Here is a 19996-nt window from a genome sequence, read left to right as displayed (position 1 = left end):
AATGAATAGTCCGGTTAGTGATCTTATAAAACAGCTTGTTAGTTTTGACAAAGCTTCGGTGCAACCTATATATATACAAGTAGCACAGCAAATAATTAATGGTATACAACGTGGTTATTTATCTAAAGGGAGCAAATTGCCAGGTACTCGTGTCTTTAGTGAGTTGTTAAATATACATCGTAATACTGCTGTGGCTATTTATGAAGAATTAGCCTCTCAAGGTTGGGTAGATATTATACCAAATAGAGGGACTTTTGTTTTGGTGCCAGAGCAGGCTACTGCAAAAATAAAAGCTACAGCAGAGCGTATAGATCGTGCTTATAATTATCCTAAAGTCGCTGGTTTTCCATTTCAAAAATCGTTTCATTTGGCATCTACACTTCAAGAAACGTCGGCTAAATATATAATTAATGATGGTCAGCCCGATTTACGTTTGCATCCAGTACATCAGTTTTCGAGATGGTATAGTGCTGCTATGAAACGCAAACCCTTAATTAATAAATGGAATAGAGCATCGGTAGCAACGCCTTCGGTGTTTAAAACACAATTGTGTAATTATTTAAATGCGACACGTGGCTTTCGTATTAATCCGAACAATGTCATAAGCACGCGTAGCACAGAGATGAGTTTGTACATTGTATCGCAACTATTAATTAAGAAAGATGATGTGGTGTTGGTTGGGCAATTAAGCCATTATGCCTCAAATACAATTTTTCAAGAAGCTGGAGCAGCGTTAAAAGCTATTCCTGTAGATGACGAAGGCTTAGATGTAGATTATATAAAAAAGCATTTTATAAAACACAGCATTAGGTGTGTTTATGTCTGTGCACATAGACAGTATCCAACGACCAAAACATTAAGTGCTCAAAGGCGATTACAACTTTTGCAATTAGCAAAAACTTATGGATTTGCTATTATTGAGGATGATTATGATTACGATTTTCAGTTTGAAGGATCTGCTATGTTACCTATGGCAAGCGCAGATGCCAACGGTATGGTAATTTATTTGGGTAAAATGGGCCAATCATTGTTTCCTAGTTTTCAAACGGGTTTTGTGGTAGCTCCAGATAATTTAATTGCCGAAGCTCACAACTATTTAAGTTTACTTGATGAGCAAGGTGATTTAATACAAGAGCAAATGTTGTCTGAGCTTATATCTGAAGGTGAAATTTATAGGCTAGTGAAAAAGAATATTGTGACCTATAAACAACGCCGTGATTGCTTGTGTAAATACTTGCAGCAATACTTTAATGGCATTATAAGCTATGAACAACCCTCTGGAGGTTTGGCTATTTGGTTACAATTTAAGCATCCTTTGTCGTTAGTGAAACTTGCCGAAGAAGCAGCGCGTATAGATTTGTTTCTTCCAAAAACGATTTTATATCAAGATAAAACGACTTGTGCAATTCGTTTTGGATTTGGACATTTAAATGAAGACGAACTCGAAATTGTGATTAAAAAGCTGAAACGTGCTTATGATAAGGTGCTTAATTTTTAATGGGAAATTCAGTTTTGCAATCTTCACATTTGTATTGGTAACGTGCACTAAAAGGTAGTGTAAAGAACAGGAGGCCAATTAGAAAAGACATCAAGGATTTAAAATTATTAATGGTGGTGTACATTTCAATATGTTCACCTTTACAATTGGGACAAACAATAGGATGCCCTTCGTTGTCTACAGAATAGGCTTTAATTGATTTTAAAATTTCTCGAGCTCGTTCTTCGTCCTTGGCAAGTACCTTTAATTTTACACCTCCAATGGCTTGGCTCACTAAAGGATCTGTGTCTATGGTAAGATTATCTCTTAAAAAGACTTCGATACCATCGGCTTCTAATCGTCCTTTGGCTATTTGTGCTTCTGTAGAATAGGGGAATCGGGCTATGGTAACGAAGGTGTCTTGCATGTGGTAAAGGTAAGAAAAGACTAGATAGGTTTTTCACTTCGACTCACTTCGATTCACTTCGACTTCGCTCAGTGACCAACGCTCAGTAACCAATCTGACGAGTCTGTAAAAGTATTAATCAATGGTTCCAGATGCTATTTTGGCTTTCCATTCGTCTTTATCAATCCATTTAAAGTCGTTAGGTTCTGTGGCGTCTAATAAATCGATATTTAATTGTTCCGAAAGTTCAAAACCGATGAGAAAGGCTTCTTTGTAATTATCTTCTTCGTACAGCTCAAAATGTTTGTTATTGTCGTACCATAGATTTACTTCAAATATATAATCACCATCTACTGTGGGTTGATGAAATACAGAAACATATTGGTAGTTTTTAATGGTTTGCCATGATCCTATTTTTAAAGGTCCAACCTCTATGGTTGGTCTAAATCTAGAATTTGAAATATCGATATGAATTCGTTTTCTAGAACAAAAACTGGCGCCAATACCCGTGAAATAAATAACACCTTCAAAATCTAATAACCGTATGCCTAGCGGTTGGTTGGTTGTTGCCCATAGAAAAACTTTATAACCCATAATCCCGAAAGCCAATGTGAAAAATAACGCAGCAATGGGAATTTGCCAAATAGGTCTAGGGCTTTCTGAAATGATGGTGTTGGATATCATGTTTCAAATATAGGAAAAAGACCTGCTAGGTTTTTAAAACCTGCTAGGTCTTGGGAAAATTATCATTTTTAATAAATAATTATCGTTTATCAATAATTTTTATATATTTGTTATTGTAAAACGATAATTATTTAAAATGCGAAAATTAATCATCTTAAAAAGTTTAATCGATTTTGTGTGGATACTGACTTGTATTCCCGGAATTTTGATATGCTTATTTTTAGCGGTTTATATGTTTGTAGCGCCTGAGTCTCTAAACCTGTTTCTTGATGCAGACGATTCTATCATTGAAACTTCAGTATTATCTGTTCAACTGTTTGGTTTGGTATTTATTGCTTTAGCTCTAGTAACAATCTATTGTGTGTACTTGTTTAGAAAAACTTTGCGTTATTTTCAGAAGGTTAAACCTTTTCATGCTGATGTTATAGCCCATTTTTATAAGATTGGTTATTTGCTTACTGGTGTTGGTATTATTGCTTCAGTATTAATTTTTATAGGTCAATTGGTTTTTAAAGGAGTATTTAAAATTAATTTAGGTTTAAGTCCTTATATCATGCTCATTTGTTTAGGGCTGTTTTTTATGGTATTAAGCGAGGTATTTAAGGTGGCGAAAAAGGCTAAGGAAGAAAACGATTTAACGGTTTGATTATGAAAAAAATAAGGTACTCTATAATATTATTGTTTTTAGCGCTTGTTGTTTCAATTGTTGGTAATTTGACGATTTCAACATTGGCATTATTTTTTGATACTTATATTTTGCATTTGCAACAAGGTAAACCTTCTCTAGCAACACAAGGTGTATTTGTAGCTAAAGCCTTGGCTTTGCTAATTTTTGTGTATGGTGTATTCACGCTAATTTCAAACTTAAAAATATTTGCAACAGGTGATTTTTTTAATTCGAAATTAGTAACTACTTATCATAAAGCAGGATCTCTATTTTTATTCTCCGGAATAATTGGCATTGTGATTTCGCTTATTTCCATATTTTTTATGATGAACTATGGTGATATTCATAATCAGATTTATCTTAATATAGACTCAAAAGGCTTGTATATTCTGCTTATGATTTTAGGATTATTCTTTAGACTTTTTTCTGCTGTTCTTAAGAAAGGAAACCAAATTCAACAAGAAAACGATTTAACGGTTTGATTATGAAAAAGGAAAATACACTTGTTGGGGTATTATATTGGTTTTGTAGTATTTCATTTTACTTTTTAATTATATGGATTGTAGTTGCAATTAGTTTTGAAGTTTTTACACAAGATGGTAAGGTTGGGGATTTTTCATCAGGAAGTCACCATTCTATTGGTTATCAGATGCCAGTGAAGTTTAGTATTAGCCCTAAAAAACCAATGTATAATAATGAGCTTTTTAAATTAGAAAAAGAAGGTATTAATACTTTGGGGCAAAGTTATTCTAGTGGAACAGGTACTTATGTTAAACCAATAACTTCTGAAGATTCTTTAGATTTTAAATCGATAGTAAGTATTCATAATAAGGATATGGTGGATCATTATGAATTTACTTCAACACAACTCGTAAGCAATGGATTCATAACGGTTAATCCGAAAACGATGGTTAATAAATTTCTTATAATTGTTAGATCATATTTAGGTTTATTGATACTATTACTTGTGTTCCTTTTCCTTAAAAGAATATTTAAAGCTTTAAAAACGAATTTTTTATTTTCTCAAAAATTATATAAGAGTATTAACTTGATAGGTATATTGTTAATATGCTATGTATTATTAAATTCTATAATTAATTTTATCTTAGGTATTGATTTGCCTTATGTTAGTATTAGTCCTTTAGATTACAATTTAAAGTATGTTACTATTTCTATGAATCCACGTTTAGATTTTGATTTTGTACTATTTTTAATAGGATTTATGTTGCTTGTTTTAAGTACACTTCTTAATAAAGGAAACCAAATTCAACACGAAAACGATCTAACCATATAATCATGCCTATAATAGTCAACTTAGACATCATATTAGCCAAACGTGGCATGAAGAGCAACGAACTTGCTGAAATTGTTGGGATTACAACCGCGAACCTGTCCATTTTAAAAACAGGAAAAGCAAAGGCCATTCGATTTTCAACTTTGGAAGCCATTTGTAAAGCTTTGGACTGTCAGCCTAGTGATATATTAGAATACGTAGAAGATTAAAAGGTTTTAAAAATTAGTATCTTGGGTGTCTAAAAAATTGAATAGATGCGAAGCCTAATTTTATTACTGTCTTTTTTATGTTTAGTGAATTGCAAGGAAGACAAAAATCTGGTAACAGAATTAACAACTACAGGAAGTTCAAGCTATACCATTTCGTTTGAAAATGCAGCACATCATGAAGCTGAAATCACGGCTACTTTTAAAGGTTTAAAATCAGGTGAAGCCGCATTTAGAATGTCTAGAAGCTCACCAGGACGTTATGCTATTCACGAATTTGCTAAGAATGTTTATAACGTAAAGGTTACAGATGGGAAGGGTAATGTTTTAGAAACGACACGTCCCGATCCGTATTCTTGGACTGTGAACGATCACGATGGCACTATCATAGTCAATTACACCTTATATGCCAATCATGGAGATGGCACCTACGCACAAGTTGATGAAACGCATGCCCATCTTAATATGCCAGCGACGTTTATGTATGCTCCGAGCTTGGAAAACGACACCTTCAACATTGAATTTAAACCTCGCAAAGACTTAAACTGGAAAATTGCTACGCAATTAAAGCTCGTAGAAGGCAGCACTTATTCCGCTGACAACTTACAGTATTTTATGGATAGTCCAACGGAAATTAGTGACCATATGGTACGTTCGTTTGAGGTGGATGGTCAAAAGATCAATTTTGCATTGCACCATAATGGAACCGCAGCAGAGTTTGATGATTATTTTGAAAAGGTTAAAAAAACAATCTTACAACAAAAAGCTGTTTTTGGTGAATTACCAACTTTCGATTACGGAGAATATACGTTTTTAGGCTGTTATATTCCTAATGCCACAGGTGATGGTATGGAACATCGAAACTCTACCATTGTCACCAGCACACGAAGTCTAGCCGATGGAGCCGATCGTAATATTGGTACTGTTAGTCATGAATTTTTTCATTGCTGGAATGTAGAACGTATACGACCACAAAGTTTAGAGCCTTTTAATTTTGAAGCAGCTAACATGAGTGGCGAGCTTTGGTTTGCTGAAGGGTTTACCAGTTATTATGACGATTTAACCTTAACCAGAGCCGGACTTATCACACAGGAAGATTATATAAAAGGGCTGACAGGAACGTTTAACTACGTTTGGAATTCACCAGGACGACAGTTTTTTAATCCTATTGAGATGAGCTATCAAGCTCCATTTGTAGATGCCGCACGTTCTGTAGATGATATCAATCGTGGCAATACTTTTATTTCCTATTATTCGTATGGCAGTATGCTAGGTTTGGCTTTAGATTTATCGCTTAGAGCCGAAAACCTGAATCTAGACGATTATATGGCATTGGTTTGGAACACCTACGGAAAAACGGAAACTTATTATACCATTGCTGATTTACAGCAAACGTTAAAGGCTTATGCAGGTGCTGACTTTGGTGATGCTTTTTTCAACAATTATATCTACAAAAGCGACATGCCCGATTTTGAAAGCTTGTTTAAAACGGTTGGTGTGCAATTACAACAAAACACGGAGCAGCCTGCTTTTGGATTGCATTTAAACAATCAAGTCATTACAAGTAATACAATGGTCGGTTCTGGAGCTTATACCGCAGGACTTGAAAAAGGAGATAAGTTACTTAAAATTGATGGTGTTGATATCAATGAAACATCAGACTTAAATAAAATTTTAGGTACAGTAAAACCGAATCAAACTGTTGATGTGGTTTATGAGCGTTTCGGAAAACAACGCACTGTAAAACTAACTTTAGATGCCGATACGTCTTATACTATTTCAAGTTTAGATGATTTATCTGAAGCGGCTAAAGCAAATCGAGACGCTTGGTTGGGCGCCAAGTAGAATTAGCGACGTCTTATTTGGTTAAGCAGAAGAAAGAAGATCAAAAGGAAATTACAAGTATTTAAAGGCGTTTAAATAATATTTTATAATAAATTTTAAACTAGACCTTACAGATTTTAAAAACCTGTAAGGTCTTTTTGTATTTTTACATTATGTATGCCTTAGTAGATTGTAATAATTTTTATGCCTCTTGTGAGCGGGTTTTTAACCCTAATTTGCGTCATCAACCTATTGCTATTTTAAGTAATAATGATGGTTGTGTTATTGCGCGCAGTGATGAAGCTAAGGCTGTTGGTTTGCCTATGGGAGCTCCAATTTTTAAATGGGAAAGCTTTTGTAAAGCTCATAATATTAAAGTGTTTTCATCTAATTATCCGTTATATGGAGATATGAGTAGTCGTGTAATGCGCATACTAGAGCAGTTTACTCCAGATGTTGAAATCTATAGTATAGACGAGGCTTTTCTTCAGTTTAAAGGTTTTGAAAATTATAATTTAGAAGCTTACGGCGGTCAAATAAGAACACGGATTTTAAAGTGGACCGGTATTCCTACTTGTGTAGGTGTTGCTCCTACAAAAGCATTAAGTAAAGTTGCCAATAAAATTGCGCGTAAGTTTCCTAAAGAAACTAAAGGCGTTTATGTTATAGCTTCCGAAGCATCTCGAATTAAAGCCTTAAAATGGATTAAGATTGAAGACGTTTGGGGAATAGGTCGTGGTTTGCAAAAACGCTTAAAAGCAAAAGGATGCCATACAGCTTATGATTTTACACAGTTATCTGATGATTGGGTCCGACAAACATTTTCTATTACCGAGTGGAAACTTAAAAAGGACTTAGAAGGGGTTTCTAAAATTACTTTAGATGAGCCAACCACAAAACGCGCTATTGCTACCACACGAAGTTTTGAATATACCTATTCTGATATCGATAATATAAAAGAACGAATCTCTACCTTTGCAACAAGTTGCGCAGAGAAATTACGCAAGCAAAACTCTAGTTGCCACATGATTATTGTTATGCTAAGTAGTGATAGGCATAAAAAAGATTTAGAACAGCATAAGGTTAGTACAATGGTTAGTTTTCCGTTTCCTACAGATTCTTCCTTGTTAATTAGCACACAGGCTGTAAATGCAGTAAAATCGATTTATAAAAAAGGGATAAAATACAAAAGAGCAGGAGTTATTGTTACCGGTTTGGTGCCTACAGATAATTTTCAGTTAGATTTGTTTCATAAAGAAGATCCAAAGCATAAACCTTTGATGTCTGCAATAGATGTTATAAATAAGAAGTACAAAGGGAATAAAATAAAATTAGGAAATCAAGATTTAGAACGTACTTGGAAAATGCGTCAAGAACGTTTGTCTCCAAGATATACAACCAACATTAATGATATTATTGTAGTTAAGTAATTTTCCTTAATTAAAGGTAGCTTTATTTAGATTTATGATTGTTAATGTACTCTTTAATAGTAATTGCAATATCTGAAATAGGGTATATTAGTGAAAACAATAGACCTAGAGCACCATAAAAATGCGCTTTACCTATGTAAATAGGGTTAGGATAATTTGTGGTGACAAAAACCATTTGGTAACTCAAATAAAAAATGAGAATACAAAATGGATATGCAAGTAAACGTATTAAATTTTTTTTTCAATAAGGTTATTAAAATAAGATTGATAATATAAATAAAATGATAGCACATAAGTCTAATAGCTTAATATTTTTTTTACCAGAAGCCATTGAAGGAGCTGGTACCAATTTTTTTGATACAGGAATTTCAGCAGGTTTTCCATCTCCAGCAGAAGATTTTAAAGAGCAACGTTTGTCTTTAGATGATGAGTTAGTTAAAAATAAGGAAGCTACATTTTACGCTAAAGTAAGTGGACAATCTATGATTGGTGCAGGTTTAGATGATAATGATTTGTTAGTTATAGATAGAAGTCTAGAACCTGCAAATAATAAAATAGCAGTATGTTTTCTAGATGGTGAATTTACTGTAAAACGCCTTAGAGTTTCTAACGGAGAGGTGTGGTTGCAGCCCGAAAATCCAAACTATCCTATTATAAAAATCACAGAAGATAATAATTTTGTGATTTGGGGAATAGTAACCAACGTAATAAAAAAGGTTTATTAATAATCCCTCAATCCTTTAACTTTAGTTTTATATGTAAAGCATTGCGGTTTTAACTGTATTGCTAAGATGTTGTATTGGTTTTTAAAATTGGCTATTATATGTAGTTTTTATTGCTTATTTTTGTAGTAATTAATATTAAAACTAAAAATTAATGAAGCCCATTCAGGCCAATATAAAACATTTGCGCACGCTAAAGAAGCTGTCTCAGGAACGTTTTGCGGACGAACTTAACTGGACACGCTCTGTTGTGGGGTCTTATGAAGAAGGGCGCTCTGAGCCGCCAATAGACCGTTTAATAGACCTGTCTAACTTCTTTGATATTCCTATTGATATTTTGGTTAAAAACGATTTGCGTAAAGCAAAAGACACATCGTTTATTGAAGTTGGGAACAAGCGTGTATTATTTCCTGTAACTGTAAACGAAGATAATGAGGATTTAATTGAGATTATACCAGCAAAAGCATCTGCAGGTTATTTGTCTGGTTATGATGATCCAGAATATATAGAGCAGCTTCAAAAAATTAAGTTACCATTTTTGCCAACAGGGACACATCGTGCATTTCCTATTAAAGGAGATTCTATGTTACCTGTAAAAGATGGTGCGTTTATAGTGGCAAAGTTTGTGGACGATATTATGGATGTTAAAAGCGGACGCACGTATATTATATTAACTAAGGATGATGGTTTGGTGTATAAGCGGGTTTATATTCCAGAAGGTGATGCTTCAAATTTATTATTAAGCTCAGATAATAAAACGTATCAACCTTATTTGATTGCACGTGAAAATATTTTAGAGATTTGGGAATTTACCTGTTGCATTAATACTCAAGAATACGATGAAAAAGAATTGAAATTAAGCAGTATTATGATGCTCTTTCAAGAATTGAAAGTAGAGTTGGAAGCTGTAAAACGTATGTGATATTTTACGGATTAGACATAAAAAAAAGCGCGAAATGAAACATTTCGCGCTTTTTATTTATATAATGATTGGATTAATCTGCTAAAATAATTAGCTTATTATCTTTCATTTCAAGTGTTCCAGAATTGATTGCTAACCAAACGCCTTTATCAGATTTAGTGAATTTTGCTTCAACTTCTTCTTCTAATTGAACGTTACCAGCAACTTTTACATGTCCTTCTTTAAGAATAGAAACAATAGGTGCGTGATTGGTTAACATTTCAAACTCACCATTTACTCCGGGAACTGTTACTGAAGTAACTTCTCCGCTAAATAATGTGGCTTCTGGTGATACAATTTCTAAGTACATATTCTTTTAGTTTGCAATAGGCAGTTGGCAGTTTGCAGTCATATTTAGGACTGCGCACTGAGTACTGCTTACTGATTTATGCTTCAGCTAACATTTTCTCTCCTGCTTCAATAGCTTCTTCAATAGAACCTTTAAGGTTAAATGCCGCTTCAGGTAAGTGATCTAATTCACCATCCATAATTAGGTTAAACCCTTTAATAGTTTCTTTAATGTCTACTAATACACCAGGAATACCTGTAAATTGCTCAGCTACGTGGAACGGTTGTGATAAGAAACGTTGTACACGTCTAGCTCTACCTACAGCCATTTTATCTTCTTCAGATAATTCTTCCATACCTAAGATGGCAATAATATCTTGTAATTCTTTATAACGTTGTAATAACTCTTTTACACGTTGAGCACAAGCATAGTGTTCATCACCTAAAATATCAGCCGTTAAAATTCTTGACGTAGAATCTAATGGATCTACCGCAGGATAAATACCTAACTCTGCAATTTTACGAGATAATACTGTTGTTGCATCTAAGTGTGCAAAGGTTGTTGCTGGAGCTGGATCCGTTAAATCATCTGCAGGTACGTAAACCGCTTGTACAGATGTAATAGAACCTCTTTTTGTTGATGTAATACGTTCTTGCATCGCACCCATTTCGGTTGCTAATGTTGGTTGGTAACCTACCGCAGAAGGCATACGACCTAATAATGCAGATACCTCAGAACCCGCTTGTGTAAAACGGAAGATGTTATCTACGAAAAATAATACATCTTTTCCTTGTCCTTCACCAGCACCATCACGGAAATATTCTGCTATAGTTAATCCTGAAAGTGCTACACGAGCACGAGCTCCAGGAGGCTCATTCATTTGTCCGAATACGAAAGTCGCTTTAGATTCTTTCATTCCAGATTTATCAACTTTAGATAAATCCCATCCTCCTTCTTCCATAGAATGCATAAAGTCATCACCATATTTGATAATACCTGACTCTAACATCTCACGAAGTAAATCGTTTCCTTCACGTGTTCTTTCACCAACACCTGCGAATACAGAAAGTCCACCGTGACCTTTTGCAATATTGTTAATCAACTCTTGGATTAATACTGTTTTACCAACACCAGCACCACCAAATAAACCAATTTTACCACCCTTTGCGTAAGGCTCAATTAAATCGATTACTTTAATACCAGTAAATAAAACTTCCGTAGATGTTGATAAATCTTCGAATTTTGGAGCTTGTCTGTGAATAGGTAAACCAGCATCACCAGCTTTAGGTAAATTTCCTAATCCATCAATAGCATCACCAATAACGTTAAAAAGACGTCCGTAAACATCTTCGCCTATTGGCATTTGGATTGGAGCACCAGTTGCGTGAACTTCTGTTCCTCTACTTAAACCATCTGATGAGTCCATAGCAATAGTACGTACGGTATCTTCACCAATGTGAGATTGTACCTCTAATACTAATTTTGAACCATCTTTTTTGTTGATTTCTAATGAATCATAAATCTTTGGAAGCTCTGAACCAGCAGCGAATTCAACATCGATAACTGGGCCTACAATCTGTGCAACTTTACCTGTAACTTTTGACATTACTTATATATTTTTGTTTTGCAATAATTTAAATCTAAAAAAAACAGTTTTTTCAAACAAGTTGAGTACCTGCGTTTTTCGCGCTGCAAAGATATAGTTTTATTTTAAATACGGAATCTATTTTTTAAGGTTTTTGAGCATAAAAAAACACCTTCATTATGAAGGTGTTTTTTAAGTGTGTTTTAATCTATTTTATTGAAGTGTAACAGGATAATTTGTTGGATAGTTTCCACAATCGTAAAAATTACCTGAAGCTTCAAAGTTTGAACCGTAGGTTTCATCTATAGCTCTCATCATTTCGTTAGCCATAACTGCATATCCTCTAGAGGTAAGATGTACTCCATCCAAGCTTATTAATCCTCCTGTTACTAAATTTGTATTTAGAGTAAAGTTTCCTGAAGTAAGTCCAGTTGTAGCTGCTTCTATAAGAATATCTTTAAAATTAACCAATGCTAAACCATTTTCAGTAGCAATAGATTCTATTGTAAGGTTGTATGCGTCTGTAGCATTTCTTATTGCCGTTTGTTCGCTAGGAAGTAATACCCATTTGTCTTCTAATGGTAGTGTAATACCTTCTGTTGCAAATTGAGCAGCAAGTGCAGCAGGTAATTGTTGTGCTTCTAAAGCGTTAGCATAAGCTTCATTTACAGTTCCAATAATTGAGCTACTAGGTAATACAAATAAATCGTTCGCGTTTGCTTGTCTTGTTTGTCCATAAGTATTTCCTAATAAATTAGCGACTAAAGGCGCTGCTGTTTCAGGTAATCCAAATTGAGCAATAAAAGCAGGGAATGTAGGGCTAGCATTTAAAGCGCCTATAATTGTTGTTGAAATATCTGCTAAAGTTTCATCTCTTATAACAACAGCACTAGCTTCAGTTTCAGAAAAAACAATAGTTCTATTAGGATCTACAGCTTCAAAAATTGGGTTTAAGGCTCCAAAAATTGAATTTAATAAAGGAATTTGAGGTCCAAAATCGGGATTAGTTGGATCTAGTGGGTTATGAGGCACTGTCGTAAAGTGTGCTAAACTTGTAATATATGGTACGTTAGTTACCACACCTTTTGCACCATTTGCGACCAAGGCATCAACAGAGGCGCCAAAAGCACTAGCAAACACTACTGGGTCAGTAATATCATTATTCCCATAAGTTGTAGGATCATAGTTTCCAGTTTGATCTACACCACTTCCTCCTGAAGTTGCATAAGATAATACATCATTTCCTCCTATTTCTGAAAGCGTAAAAAACGTTGGGTTTTGTGCAACAGCATCTTCTAGCATAGAAGCCATTGGATTAGAAGCCATCCTTCCAAAATAAGGATTTCCGAATCCGTAACCATTAACACCTAAATGTATGCTTTTTGCGCCAGGAACACCTATATTATTAAAAGGACCACTTAAAACTGTTGTCGCTTCAGTTGTTTGTGTTGCTGGTAAACCTGCAGGTCCTGAACCATCAAAAAACAATCTTGGTCCAAATGCTCCAGAAGGATCTGGGGCACCGTTAAACAGAAGGCCACCTATATTATCTTCCATTAAAGGTTGTGTAAAGTTTCCGCCTCCTAACATTGCAAATTTCATTGATAATAGGTTAGGAAAGGAATTTTCTTGTGTTGCTATAAATAAAGCATTATCTGAAAATCCAGCAGTAAACGATGCGCCAACAGCTACATATTTTGAAAAGTCTGCAGTGCCTGCTACTAATTCAGGTAATGGTTCTTCATTGTTGTTTTTTGTATCTCTTAAGTCTTGAACGAGATCATTCTCGCAGGCTAGCATACCTAATGTTAGTAATGAAAGCGCTATATATTTAATTTTTCTCATTTTTATTTTCTTTTTCCGTTATTATAAATTGTTAATGGTCCAAGACACATAATACTGAGATCCTATAAATCCAGTACCAAATGCTGTGAAGTACTCGTCTTGTAATAGGTTAGTAGCACCTAATTTAAACGTAGATTTTAAGCTTGTAACTCTATAATTAATTTGTGCATCAAGTACATGAAATGCAGGTACTTCTCCATCTCCAAAAGAGGCTTCCCAGAAATAGTTGTCGCTCCATCTCCAAGAAACGTTAAAGCCAAAGTTTTTAAACAATTCTGTTTTACCAAAAGTTGCTTTTACCTTGTGTTCAGGTGTATTAAAGTTAGTTCTGAAATCAGGGTTTCCTTTAACATCAAAATCCATTTTAGCATAGGTGTAATTTGCGCTTAGATCAAAACCGTTAAACACTTTGGTTGAAACTTGAACAGCTGCACCATAAGAGTTTACTTTTTCTTCTGAGTTGGTGTATGTCTGGTATCCAACATAATCACCATTGTTTAAAGCGGCAAGAATTTGCTGTGTATCTGAATTTAATCCAGCAACAGATGCTGGGTTGCTTGGGTCATAACCTGTTAAATCAAAGTTTGATATATCTCCGTATAGAGGTGCTGCCACGTTTTCATTTGCTAAGAAATCTTTATAAGAACTGTAGTAAGCTGAAGCATCAATAATAAAATGATTAAACTTACCTCTATAGCCTACTTCAAATGAGCTTACTTGTTCTGGTTTTACATAATTAGAATTAGCGACATAGTTACTTCCATTAGAACTTGAATCGTGATTAGATAAATCTCCAGCAATAGAAGCAAATAAAGAATTGCTATATGCAGCATCGGCAGTTTGAGTTATTGTTGAAGGTTGCCCTAAGTTGTTTTGTGCAAAAGAACTTACAGCATGATCTCTTTGGTAGCGATCTCCAATATCAGATGCACCACCAACAAGTGTTCCTAATCCGGTTTGTAAACCAATGTATAATGATTGTGTGTCTGGGTTTCTAAATCCAGATTGAAAAGAAGCTCTAAAGTTGTGGTTTTCGTTAACAGTTAAACCAGCAGAGATTCTTGGTGATAAAAACCCATCAAATAATTCAGATTTATCGTAACGAACAGAACCTGTTAGTTTTAATTCTAAATCTTCATTTAATGCTACAGATTTTTGTAATTGTGTATAAATACCTAATTCAGAATATGTAATAGGATCATTAGCATCTGCATAAATGGTTCCAAAAGAATTTAAACGGTAGGTTCTATGCGAACCACCAATTTGTATCTCAGCAAACTTTATTTTTTCTCCGAAGTTATAATTTGCATCAGCATGATAAATTTTAGATTCATCTTTAAATGCAGATCCAGTTAAAAAATTGGTTTCACTTGTTACTTGATCAAAAGCGTTTTGGAATTCTGGAGTACCAGGAACTAATCGACCTGTTTCTGCCACTTGTCTTGCTGCAGCGTGAGCTTCTGCTTCGGTAGCACCTCCAAGAGTAGCGCCTGCAAACGTTTGAATATATTGTCCAAACCAATCTTGATGAGATTTCCAAGCTTGTAATAAATTTGGACCAGCAACATCCATAACATAAGTGTCACCTGCTTTATCTGCCGTTATATAACCTCTTACAAAGAAATCATCATTTTTAATTTCTAATTTGTGTTGTTGTAAAAAGAAGTTGTCTATTCTGTAGCGTTGTGCACCTTGGTAGATTGTAGATCCTGATCCTATTTTACCTACATACTGAATTTCAAAATCATTTTCCCACGGACGGAAGTATAATCCCCAATCTGCTTTTATGCTTTCTGCATTATAATCGGTTAAATCGACTTCTTTATATCCTGTTCTACTTACATTAACATCTGGTATAATTCCTTGAATACTTGCAGGTGCTGCATCTTTTATGTTAATTGTTACGTTGTCTCCATATACATTAACTCCATCATAATTTACGTTAGATTCTCGTGTTCCGCCATTCATGTTTTTGTCGTCGTAATTAGTAGCATACCAATCGGTACCTTTTAAATACCCAAAGTTTACTTTAGCAGCAAATTTATCGCTAAACTTGTATGCCATTCTAATACCTAAATCAGTGTATTCATTATCGCCAGCAGCTTCTTGAGAGGTGATACCTCTTTTTATATAGCCACTAATTCCTTGGTGATCAAAAGGACTTTTACTTCTCATAAATAAGATACCGTTAAAAGCATTGGCACCATATAGTGCAGAAGATGCACCAGGTAAAAGCTCCACACTTAAAACATCTGTTTCGGTCATACCTAACAAGTTTCCTAATGGAAAGTTTAGAGCAGGTGCAGAGTTATCCATACCATCAACAAGTTGTACAAATCTCGTATTTGCAAATGTTGCAAAACCTCTGGTGTTAACAGATTTAAAGGTTAAACTATTTGTATTAACGTCTACACCTTTAAGGTTTTCTAAACCACCATAAAAATCAGCAGAAGCCGTGTTTTTAATTTCTTTTAATCCAAAACGTTCTACAGTAACAGGAGATTCAAAAATTCTTTCCGGAGTACGAGATGCAGAGATAACTACTTCATCAAGTGAGTTACCTTCATTTAATGTAACATCTACGGTTTGGTTTTTTGTTGTTACTTCAATAGTTTTTGTTTCAAAGCCAGTATAACTTATACGGATTGAAAACGGAGGTTCTTGATCTACAGATAAAGTATAGTTACCGTCAAAATCGGAAACTGTACCAGAACTAGTACCTACTATAACAATATTTGCGCCAGGTAAGGGAAGTCCTGTATTGTCAATAATTTTACCTTTAACTGTGGTTTGTGCAAAGGATACTACGCAAAAAAGCATCGTGAAAAGCTTTAAGATTGTCTTCATTTTAGAGAATTAGTTAATTTGTTAGATGAGCAATTTAACTAAATATATGAAAATTCAATAAGAAATTCTCATAAAATTATGCGCGCATAGCATATTTTGAAAAAAATAAAGCCTAAAAATTGAAAAATTCTCAATTTTAGGCTTTATAAATTATATATTAATAATCGATTTGGTTACTCTACAGTAACGGATTTCGCTAAGTTTCTAGGCTGATCGACGTTTTTGTCTAACATTACAGCAATATGATAAGATAATAACTGTAATGGTATGGTTGTTAATAAAGGTGTAAGACACTCTAATGTTTCTGGAACTTCGATAACGTGATCTGCTAATTCCTTGACACTTTTATCTCCCTTTGTAACGATACCAATAATTTTACCTTTTCTAGATTTAATTTCTTGGATGTTGCTAACTACCTTTTCATAATGTCCCATTTTGGTTGCAATAACAAATACAGGCATTTGTTCATCTATTAAAGCAATTGGTCCATGTTTCATTTCTGCCGCAGGATAGCCTTCTGCGTGTATATAGGAAATTTCTTTTAATTTTAAAGCGCCTTCTAAAGCCACTGGGAAATTATATCCACGACCTAAATACAAACAGTTTTTAGAGTCTTTATAAATTTCAGCTACAGTTTTTACATAAGCGTCAGATTTTAAAGCTTCTTCAACTTTGCTTGGAATAGTTTCTAGCTCAATAAGGTGTTGTCTAAATTCTGAACTAGACATTGTCCCTTTGGCTCTTGCTAAACGCAATGCTATTAAAGTTAATACTGTAATTTGAGTTGTAAATGCTTTTGTAGATGCCACTCCAATTTCTGGGCCAGCATGTGTATATGCTCCTGCGTCTGTTTCTCTTGCGATTGTAGAGCCTACAACATTACAAACACCAAAAACAAATGCACCTTTAGATTTTGCTAATTTTATGGCTGCTAGCGTATCTGCTGTTTCACCAGATTGAGAAATAGCAATAACAATATCTTTTTCAGTTATTACAGGGTTTCTGTATCTGAACTCCGAAGCGTATTCTACTTCTACAGGTATTCTGGCTAAATCTTCAAAAATATATTCTGCAACTAAACCAGCGTGCCAAGATGTACCACAGGCAACAATTATAATACGGTCAGCTGCTAAGAACTTTTTCATATTATCTTCTACACCTGCCATTTTAATAATAGCCTCGTTGCTTAATAGGCGACCTCTAAAGGTGTCTAAAATAGCGCTTGGTTGCTCATAAATTTCCTTAAGCATAAAGTGGTCATAACCACCTTTTTCTATTTGCTCTAGATTAAGCTGAAGTTCTTGTATGTAAGGGTCTACGAGAGCATCATTTTTAATTTTTCTAACTTTTATATTTTTACCTCTTCTGATAATTGCCATTTCTTCATCTTCAAGATAAATAGCATTTTTGGTATATTCTATAAATGGAGAGGCGTCACTTGCTATGAAAAACTCATCATCACCAATACCTATAGCCAATGGGCTACCAAGTTTGGCTACAACAATTTCATTAGGCTTGTTTTTGTCAAAAACAGCAATAGCATATGCTCCTACGGCTTGGTTTAAGGCTATTTGAACCGCTTTACCAAGTTTAAGATTTTCGCTTTTTTGTACATCTTCAATAAGATTAACTAATACTTCTGTATCTGTATCTGATTGAAACGTATAACCACGTTTTATTAATTCTTTTTTTAATGAATCGTAATTTTCAATAATTCCGTTATGGATTATAACTAAATTTCCAGAATTAGAGTAATGTGGATGAGAATTTACATCATTTGGCACACCATGTGTTGCCCAACGTGTATGACCAATACCTAAAGTTCCATCAGTAGAAATTTCACTTTCCATTTTATTTTTAAGGTCAGAAACTTTTCCTTTGGTTTTAGAAAGCTTAATAGCATTGCCGTCGTATAATGCAATACCAGCACTATCGTAGCCACGATATTCTAATCTTTGAAGTCCTTTAATTACAATAGGATAAGCCTCTCGATGGCCAATGTATCCAACAATTCCGCACATAGGTTATTTTTAGTTATTTGGTTCTGTGTAATAGATTTCTAAATACACTTTTTTATCTTCATTTTCACTGTTGTTACCATGTAATATGGTACCTCTTGGTGTTAATACAGAACTTACAGGAACAGCTAATTCATCAGAACCTTGTACTTTACTTTGTGTGAAACCTAAGCTAGGATCTTCTAAATTAATATTTAGAGAAACGGCTAAGCCAAGTTCAACATTGGTAGAGTCTCGTAGTAATAAATTATTGATATGCTCTGTGATTTTTAATTTGTATTTAACACCTTTACTACTTGGGTCATCTTCATCTACACGTTCTAAAGCACCAAGGTGATTATATTTCGAAAACGAAGGTAAGTTAGTATTGGTAGCATCTAAATAATAATCGACTAAAGGTGTTTTATTATCTATGTCATACAAATATAGGCGATTAGGTTCGTTGTTTGGGTCTTCATTTGCAGAATCTAATAGGTCTCTATCTACATAGAAAACAAGATTAGCCTCGTTAACCAAACGTTTAGAACTCTCAAACTCACCATCTTCTAAATTAACAAACTCATCTCTAAATTTTTCAAAATTAGTAATGCCAGCCTCTTCATCGTAAAAACCATCAAAAAGTTTTATTTTGGCAACAGAGCCTTGTCCGCCTTTTAAATATAGTTTACTATCTCCTGTATCAGATTCTTCTTCATTAACAGTGAAATCGGTTTCTAAGAAATTAATTTTATTTGGACCAAAATTGAGGACAAATGCAGCTGTGTCTCTCTCGTCAGCATCATCTGAAGTAGATGGTGTCAGTCGGTTATAATATATTGTGACATTTGCACTGTCATTATTTGTGTCTAGAATGAGGAAGCTACCATCATCATTGTAAGCTTCTGCTTTAAAATAAAGTCCTCTAAAATATTCTAGGAAATTGTTTTGATTACTTAGGTCAATATCTCCTTCTTTGTCTATGATTTTGTTTTGCCAAAATGTAGGTTCTAACATTACTCTTATAGCTGGAGCTTGACTAAATAGTATAGGTTTGTTTCCATTGTCATCTAAATTGTTGACGTCTTTTAACACATGCCCATTGTTATTTATATCTATAACATTACTAACAACAGTCATATCAGTTCCTGTTGCATCATCGTAATCAACAAAAGTGAGTTCTTCTCCTTCTAAATTTGTTATCATTTCTGAAGCAGAAGCTGATTTATTAGAAAAATAAGCTTGATTTTCATTAAAGCCAGCATTAGGATCAAAATCTCTAATAAAATAGTTGTTTTCAAAGATTCTTAGTACAATGCTCTTATAACTATCTCCTTTAGAGATTACAGAATCTATCTCGTAAGTTGTATTGCCATCATCATCAACACCAGTAACTGTACTGTAATAAGGGATGGTTACGACTACAGAATCTATTTGCACATCATCACCAAAATTTGGATCATAAGTGCTAGTTGTAAGTTGTGTTACAAAACTGGATGTGGTTCTGCCATAGATATCATCATAAACACCTAAAGTACTAAGACCAAGATTATTTGTTTGGACAGGGTTTAGTATAGGATCAAAAGCTTTAGTTTTAGTAATAACATCGTATTGTTTAGAAAGAATATCAAAATTTGTAGCAACATCGTTGTTTATAACATCAGATTCTAGATTGGCATAGTCTTTATCGCAAGCAATAAAAGTTATGACTATTAAAGTAAATGCTATGATCTGTAGGGCAATTCTATTTTTTTTCATAGGTGGA

17 protein-coding genes are annotated in these 19996 nt (G+C 34.2%); 9 read left to right on the top strand and 8 right to left on the bottom strand.

The genetic code is table 11. The annotated features are described in order from the left end of the window. Position 1 precedes the first annotated feature (1 nt). A complete protein-coding gene (locus tag VDP25_RS01435) occupies positions 2-1498 on the top strand; it encodes an aminotransferase-like domain-containing protein (protein WP_334465926.1) in 1497 nt (498 codons plus the stop codon). Here VDP25_RS01435 and VDP25_RS01430 read toward each other — a convergent pair. Together VDP25_RS01430 and VDP25_RS01425 are read right to left on the bottom strand one after the other, a co-directional pair. Next, positions 1488-1904 carry a putative signal transducing protein gene (locus VDP25_RS01430; protein ID WP_334465924.1) on the bottom strand — a complete coding sequence of 139 codons (417 nt, stop codon included), beginning with the start codon at positions 1902-1904 and terminating at the stop codon, positions 1488-1490. The genes VDP25_RS01435 and VDP25_RS01430 overlap by 11 nt on opposite strands. A 114-nt stretch (positions 1905-2018) precedes the next feature. Further along, the gene (locus VDP25_RS01425; RefSeq protein WP_334465921.1) at positions 2019-2567 is read right to left on the bottom strand and encodes a hypothetical protein; all 549 of its coding nucleotides are present in this window, start codon (positions 2565-2567) and stop codon (positions 2019-2021) included. Between the two features lie 136 nt (positions 2568-2703). Here VDP25_RS01425 and VDP25_RS01420 point away from each other — a divergent pair, with 136 nt between their 5' ends. From VDP25_RS01420 to VDP25_RS01385, 8 genes are all read left to right on the top strand, one after another. Continuing rightward, positions 2704-3213: a DUF2975 domain-containing protein gene (locus VDP25_RS01420; protein ID WP_334465918.1), complete on the top strand. Its 510-nt coding sequence runs from the start codon at positions 2704-2706 to the stop codon at positions 3211-3213. 2 nt (positions 3214-3215) lie between these two features. Continuing rightward, positions 3216-3716: a DUF2975 domain-containing protein gene (locus VDP25_RS01415; protein ID WP_334465915.1), complete on the top strand. Its 501-nt coding sequence runs from the start codon at positions 3216-3218 to the stop codon at positions 3714-3716. Between the two features lie 2 nt (positions 3717-3718). After that, positions 3719-4528, top strand: coding sequence for a DUF2975 domain-containing protein (locus VDP25_RS01410; RefSeq protein ID WP_334465912.1), 810 nt, complete (start codon positions 3719-3721; stop codon positions 4526-4528). Between the two features lie 2 nt (positions 4529-4530). Continuing rightward, positions 4531-4737: a helix-turn-helix domain-containing protein gene (locus VDP25_RS01405; RefSeq protein ID WP_334465910.1), complete on the top strand. Its 207-nt coding sequence runs from the start codon at positions 4531-4533 to the stop codon at positions 4735-4737. A gap of 45 nt (positions 4738-4782) precedes the next feature. Beyond that, a complete protein-coding gene (locus tag VDP25_RS01400) occupies positions 4783-6579 on the top strand; it encodes a M61 family metallopeptidase (protein ID WP_334465907.1) in 1797 nt (598 codons plus the stop codon). A 152-nt stretch (positions 6580-6731) separates the two neighbouring features. Further along, positions 6732-7988 (top strand): Y-family DNA polymerase, encoded by a 1257-nt coding sequence (locus VDP25_RS01395; RefSeq protein ID WP_334466090.1) that lies wholly within the window; start codon positions 6732-6734, stop codon positions 7986-7988. 281 nt (positions 7989-8269) lie between these two features. Next, positions 8270-8713 (top strand): LexA family protein, encoded by a 444-nt coding sequence (locus tag VDP25_RS01390; RefSeq protein ID WP_115815696.1) that lies wholly within the window; start codon positions 8270-8272, stop codon positions 8711-8713. A gap of 151 nt (positions 8714-8864) precedes the next feature. Then, positions 8865-9632, top strand: a complete 768-nt coding sequence (locus tag VDP25_RS01385) for an XRE family transcriptional regulator (RefSeq protein WP_334465903.1) — start codon at positions 8865-8867, stop codon at positions 9630-9632. Between the two features lie 73 nt (positions 9633-9705). Here the strand turns inward: VDP25_RS01385 and VDP25_RS01380 are convergent, their stop codons facing one another. The 6 genes from VDP25_RS01380 to VDP25_RS01355 all read right to left on the bottom strand — a co-directional run bounded on the left by VDP25_RS01380 (position 9706) and on the right by VDP25_RS01355 (position 19989). Continuing rightward, positions 9706-9981, bottom strand: a complete 276-nt coding sequence (locus VDP25_RS01380) for a F0F1 ATP synthase subunit epsilon (protein WP_115815700.1) — start codon at positions 9979-9981, stop codon at positions 9706-9708. A gap of 76 nt (positions 9982-10057) precedes the next feature. Further along, positions 10058-11566, bottom strand: a complete 1509-nt coding sequence (gene atpD, locus VDP25_RS01375) for a F0F1 ATP synthase subunit beta (RefSeq protein ID WP_334465894.1) — start codon at positions 11564-11566, stop codon at positions 10058-10060. A 192-nt stretch (positions 11567-11758) separates the two neighbouring features. Then, positions 11759-13390: a G-D-S-L family lipolytic protein gene (locus VDP25_RS01370; RefSeq protein WP_334465892.1), complete on the bottom strand. Its 1632-nt coding sequence runs from the start codon at positions 13388-13390 to the stop codon at positions 11759-11761. A gap of 21 nt (positions 13391-13411) precedes the next feature. Beyond that, on the bottom strand, positions 13412-16237 hold the full coding sequence (locus tag VDP25_RS01365; protein ID WP_334465889.1) for a TonB-dependent receptor domain-containing protein: 2826 nt from the start codon (positions 16235-16237) through the stop codon (positions 13412-13414). A 173-nt stretch (positions 16238-16410) separates the two neighbouring features. Further along, the gene (gene glmS / locus VDP25_RS01360; RefSeq protein WP_334465887.1) at positions 16411-18258 is read right to left on the bottom strand and encodes a glutamine--fructose-6-phosphate transaminase (isomerizing); all 1848 of its coding nucleotides are present in this window, start codon (positions 18256-18258) and stop codon (positions 16411-16413) included. A 9-nt stretch (positions 18259-18267) separates the two neighbouring features. Next, a complete protein-coding gene (locus tag VDP25_RS01355) occupies positions 18268-19989 on the bottom strand; it encodes a DUF4270 domain-containing protein (protein WP_334465884.1) in 1722 nt (573 codons plus the stop codon). Between the last annotated feature and the right edge of the window lie 7 nt (positions 19990-19996).

The sequence above is a fragment of the Winogradskyella sp. ECml5-4 genome (assembly GCF_036903175.1).
Taxonomy (GTDB): domain Bacteria; phylum Bacteroidota; class Bacteroidia; order Flavobacteriales; family Flavobacteriaceae; genus Winogradskyella; species Winogradskyella damuponensis.
This window is presented reverse-complemented; position numbering and strand designations above follow the sequence as displayed.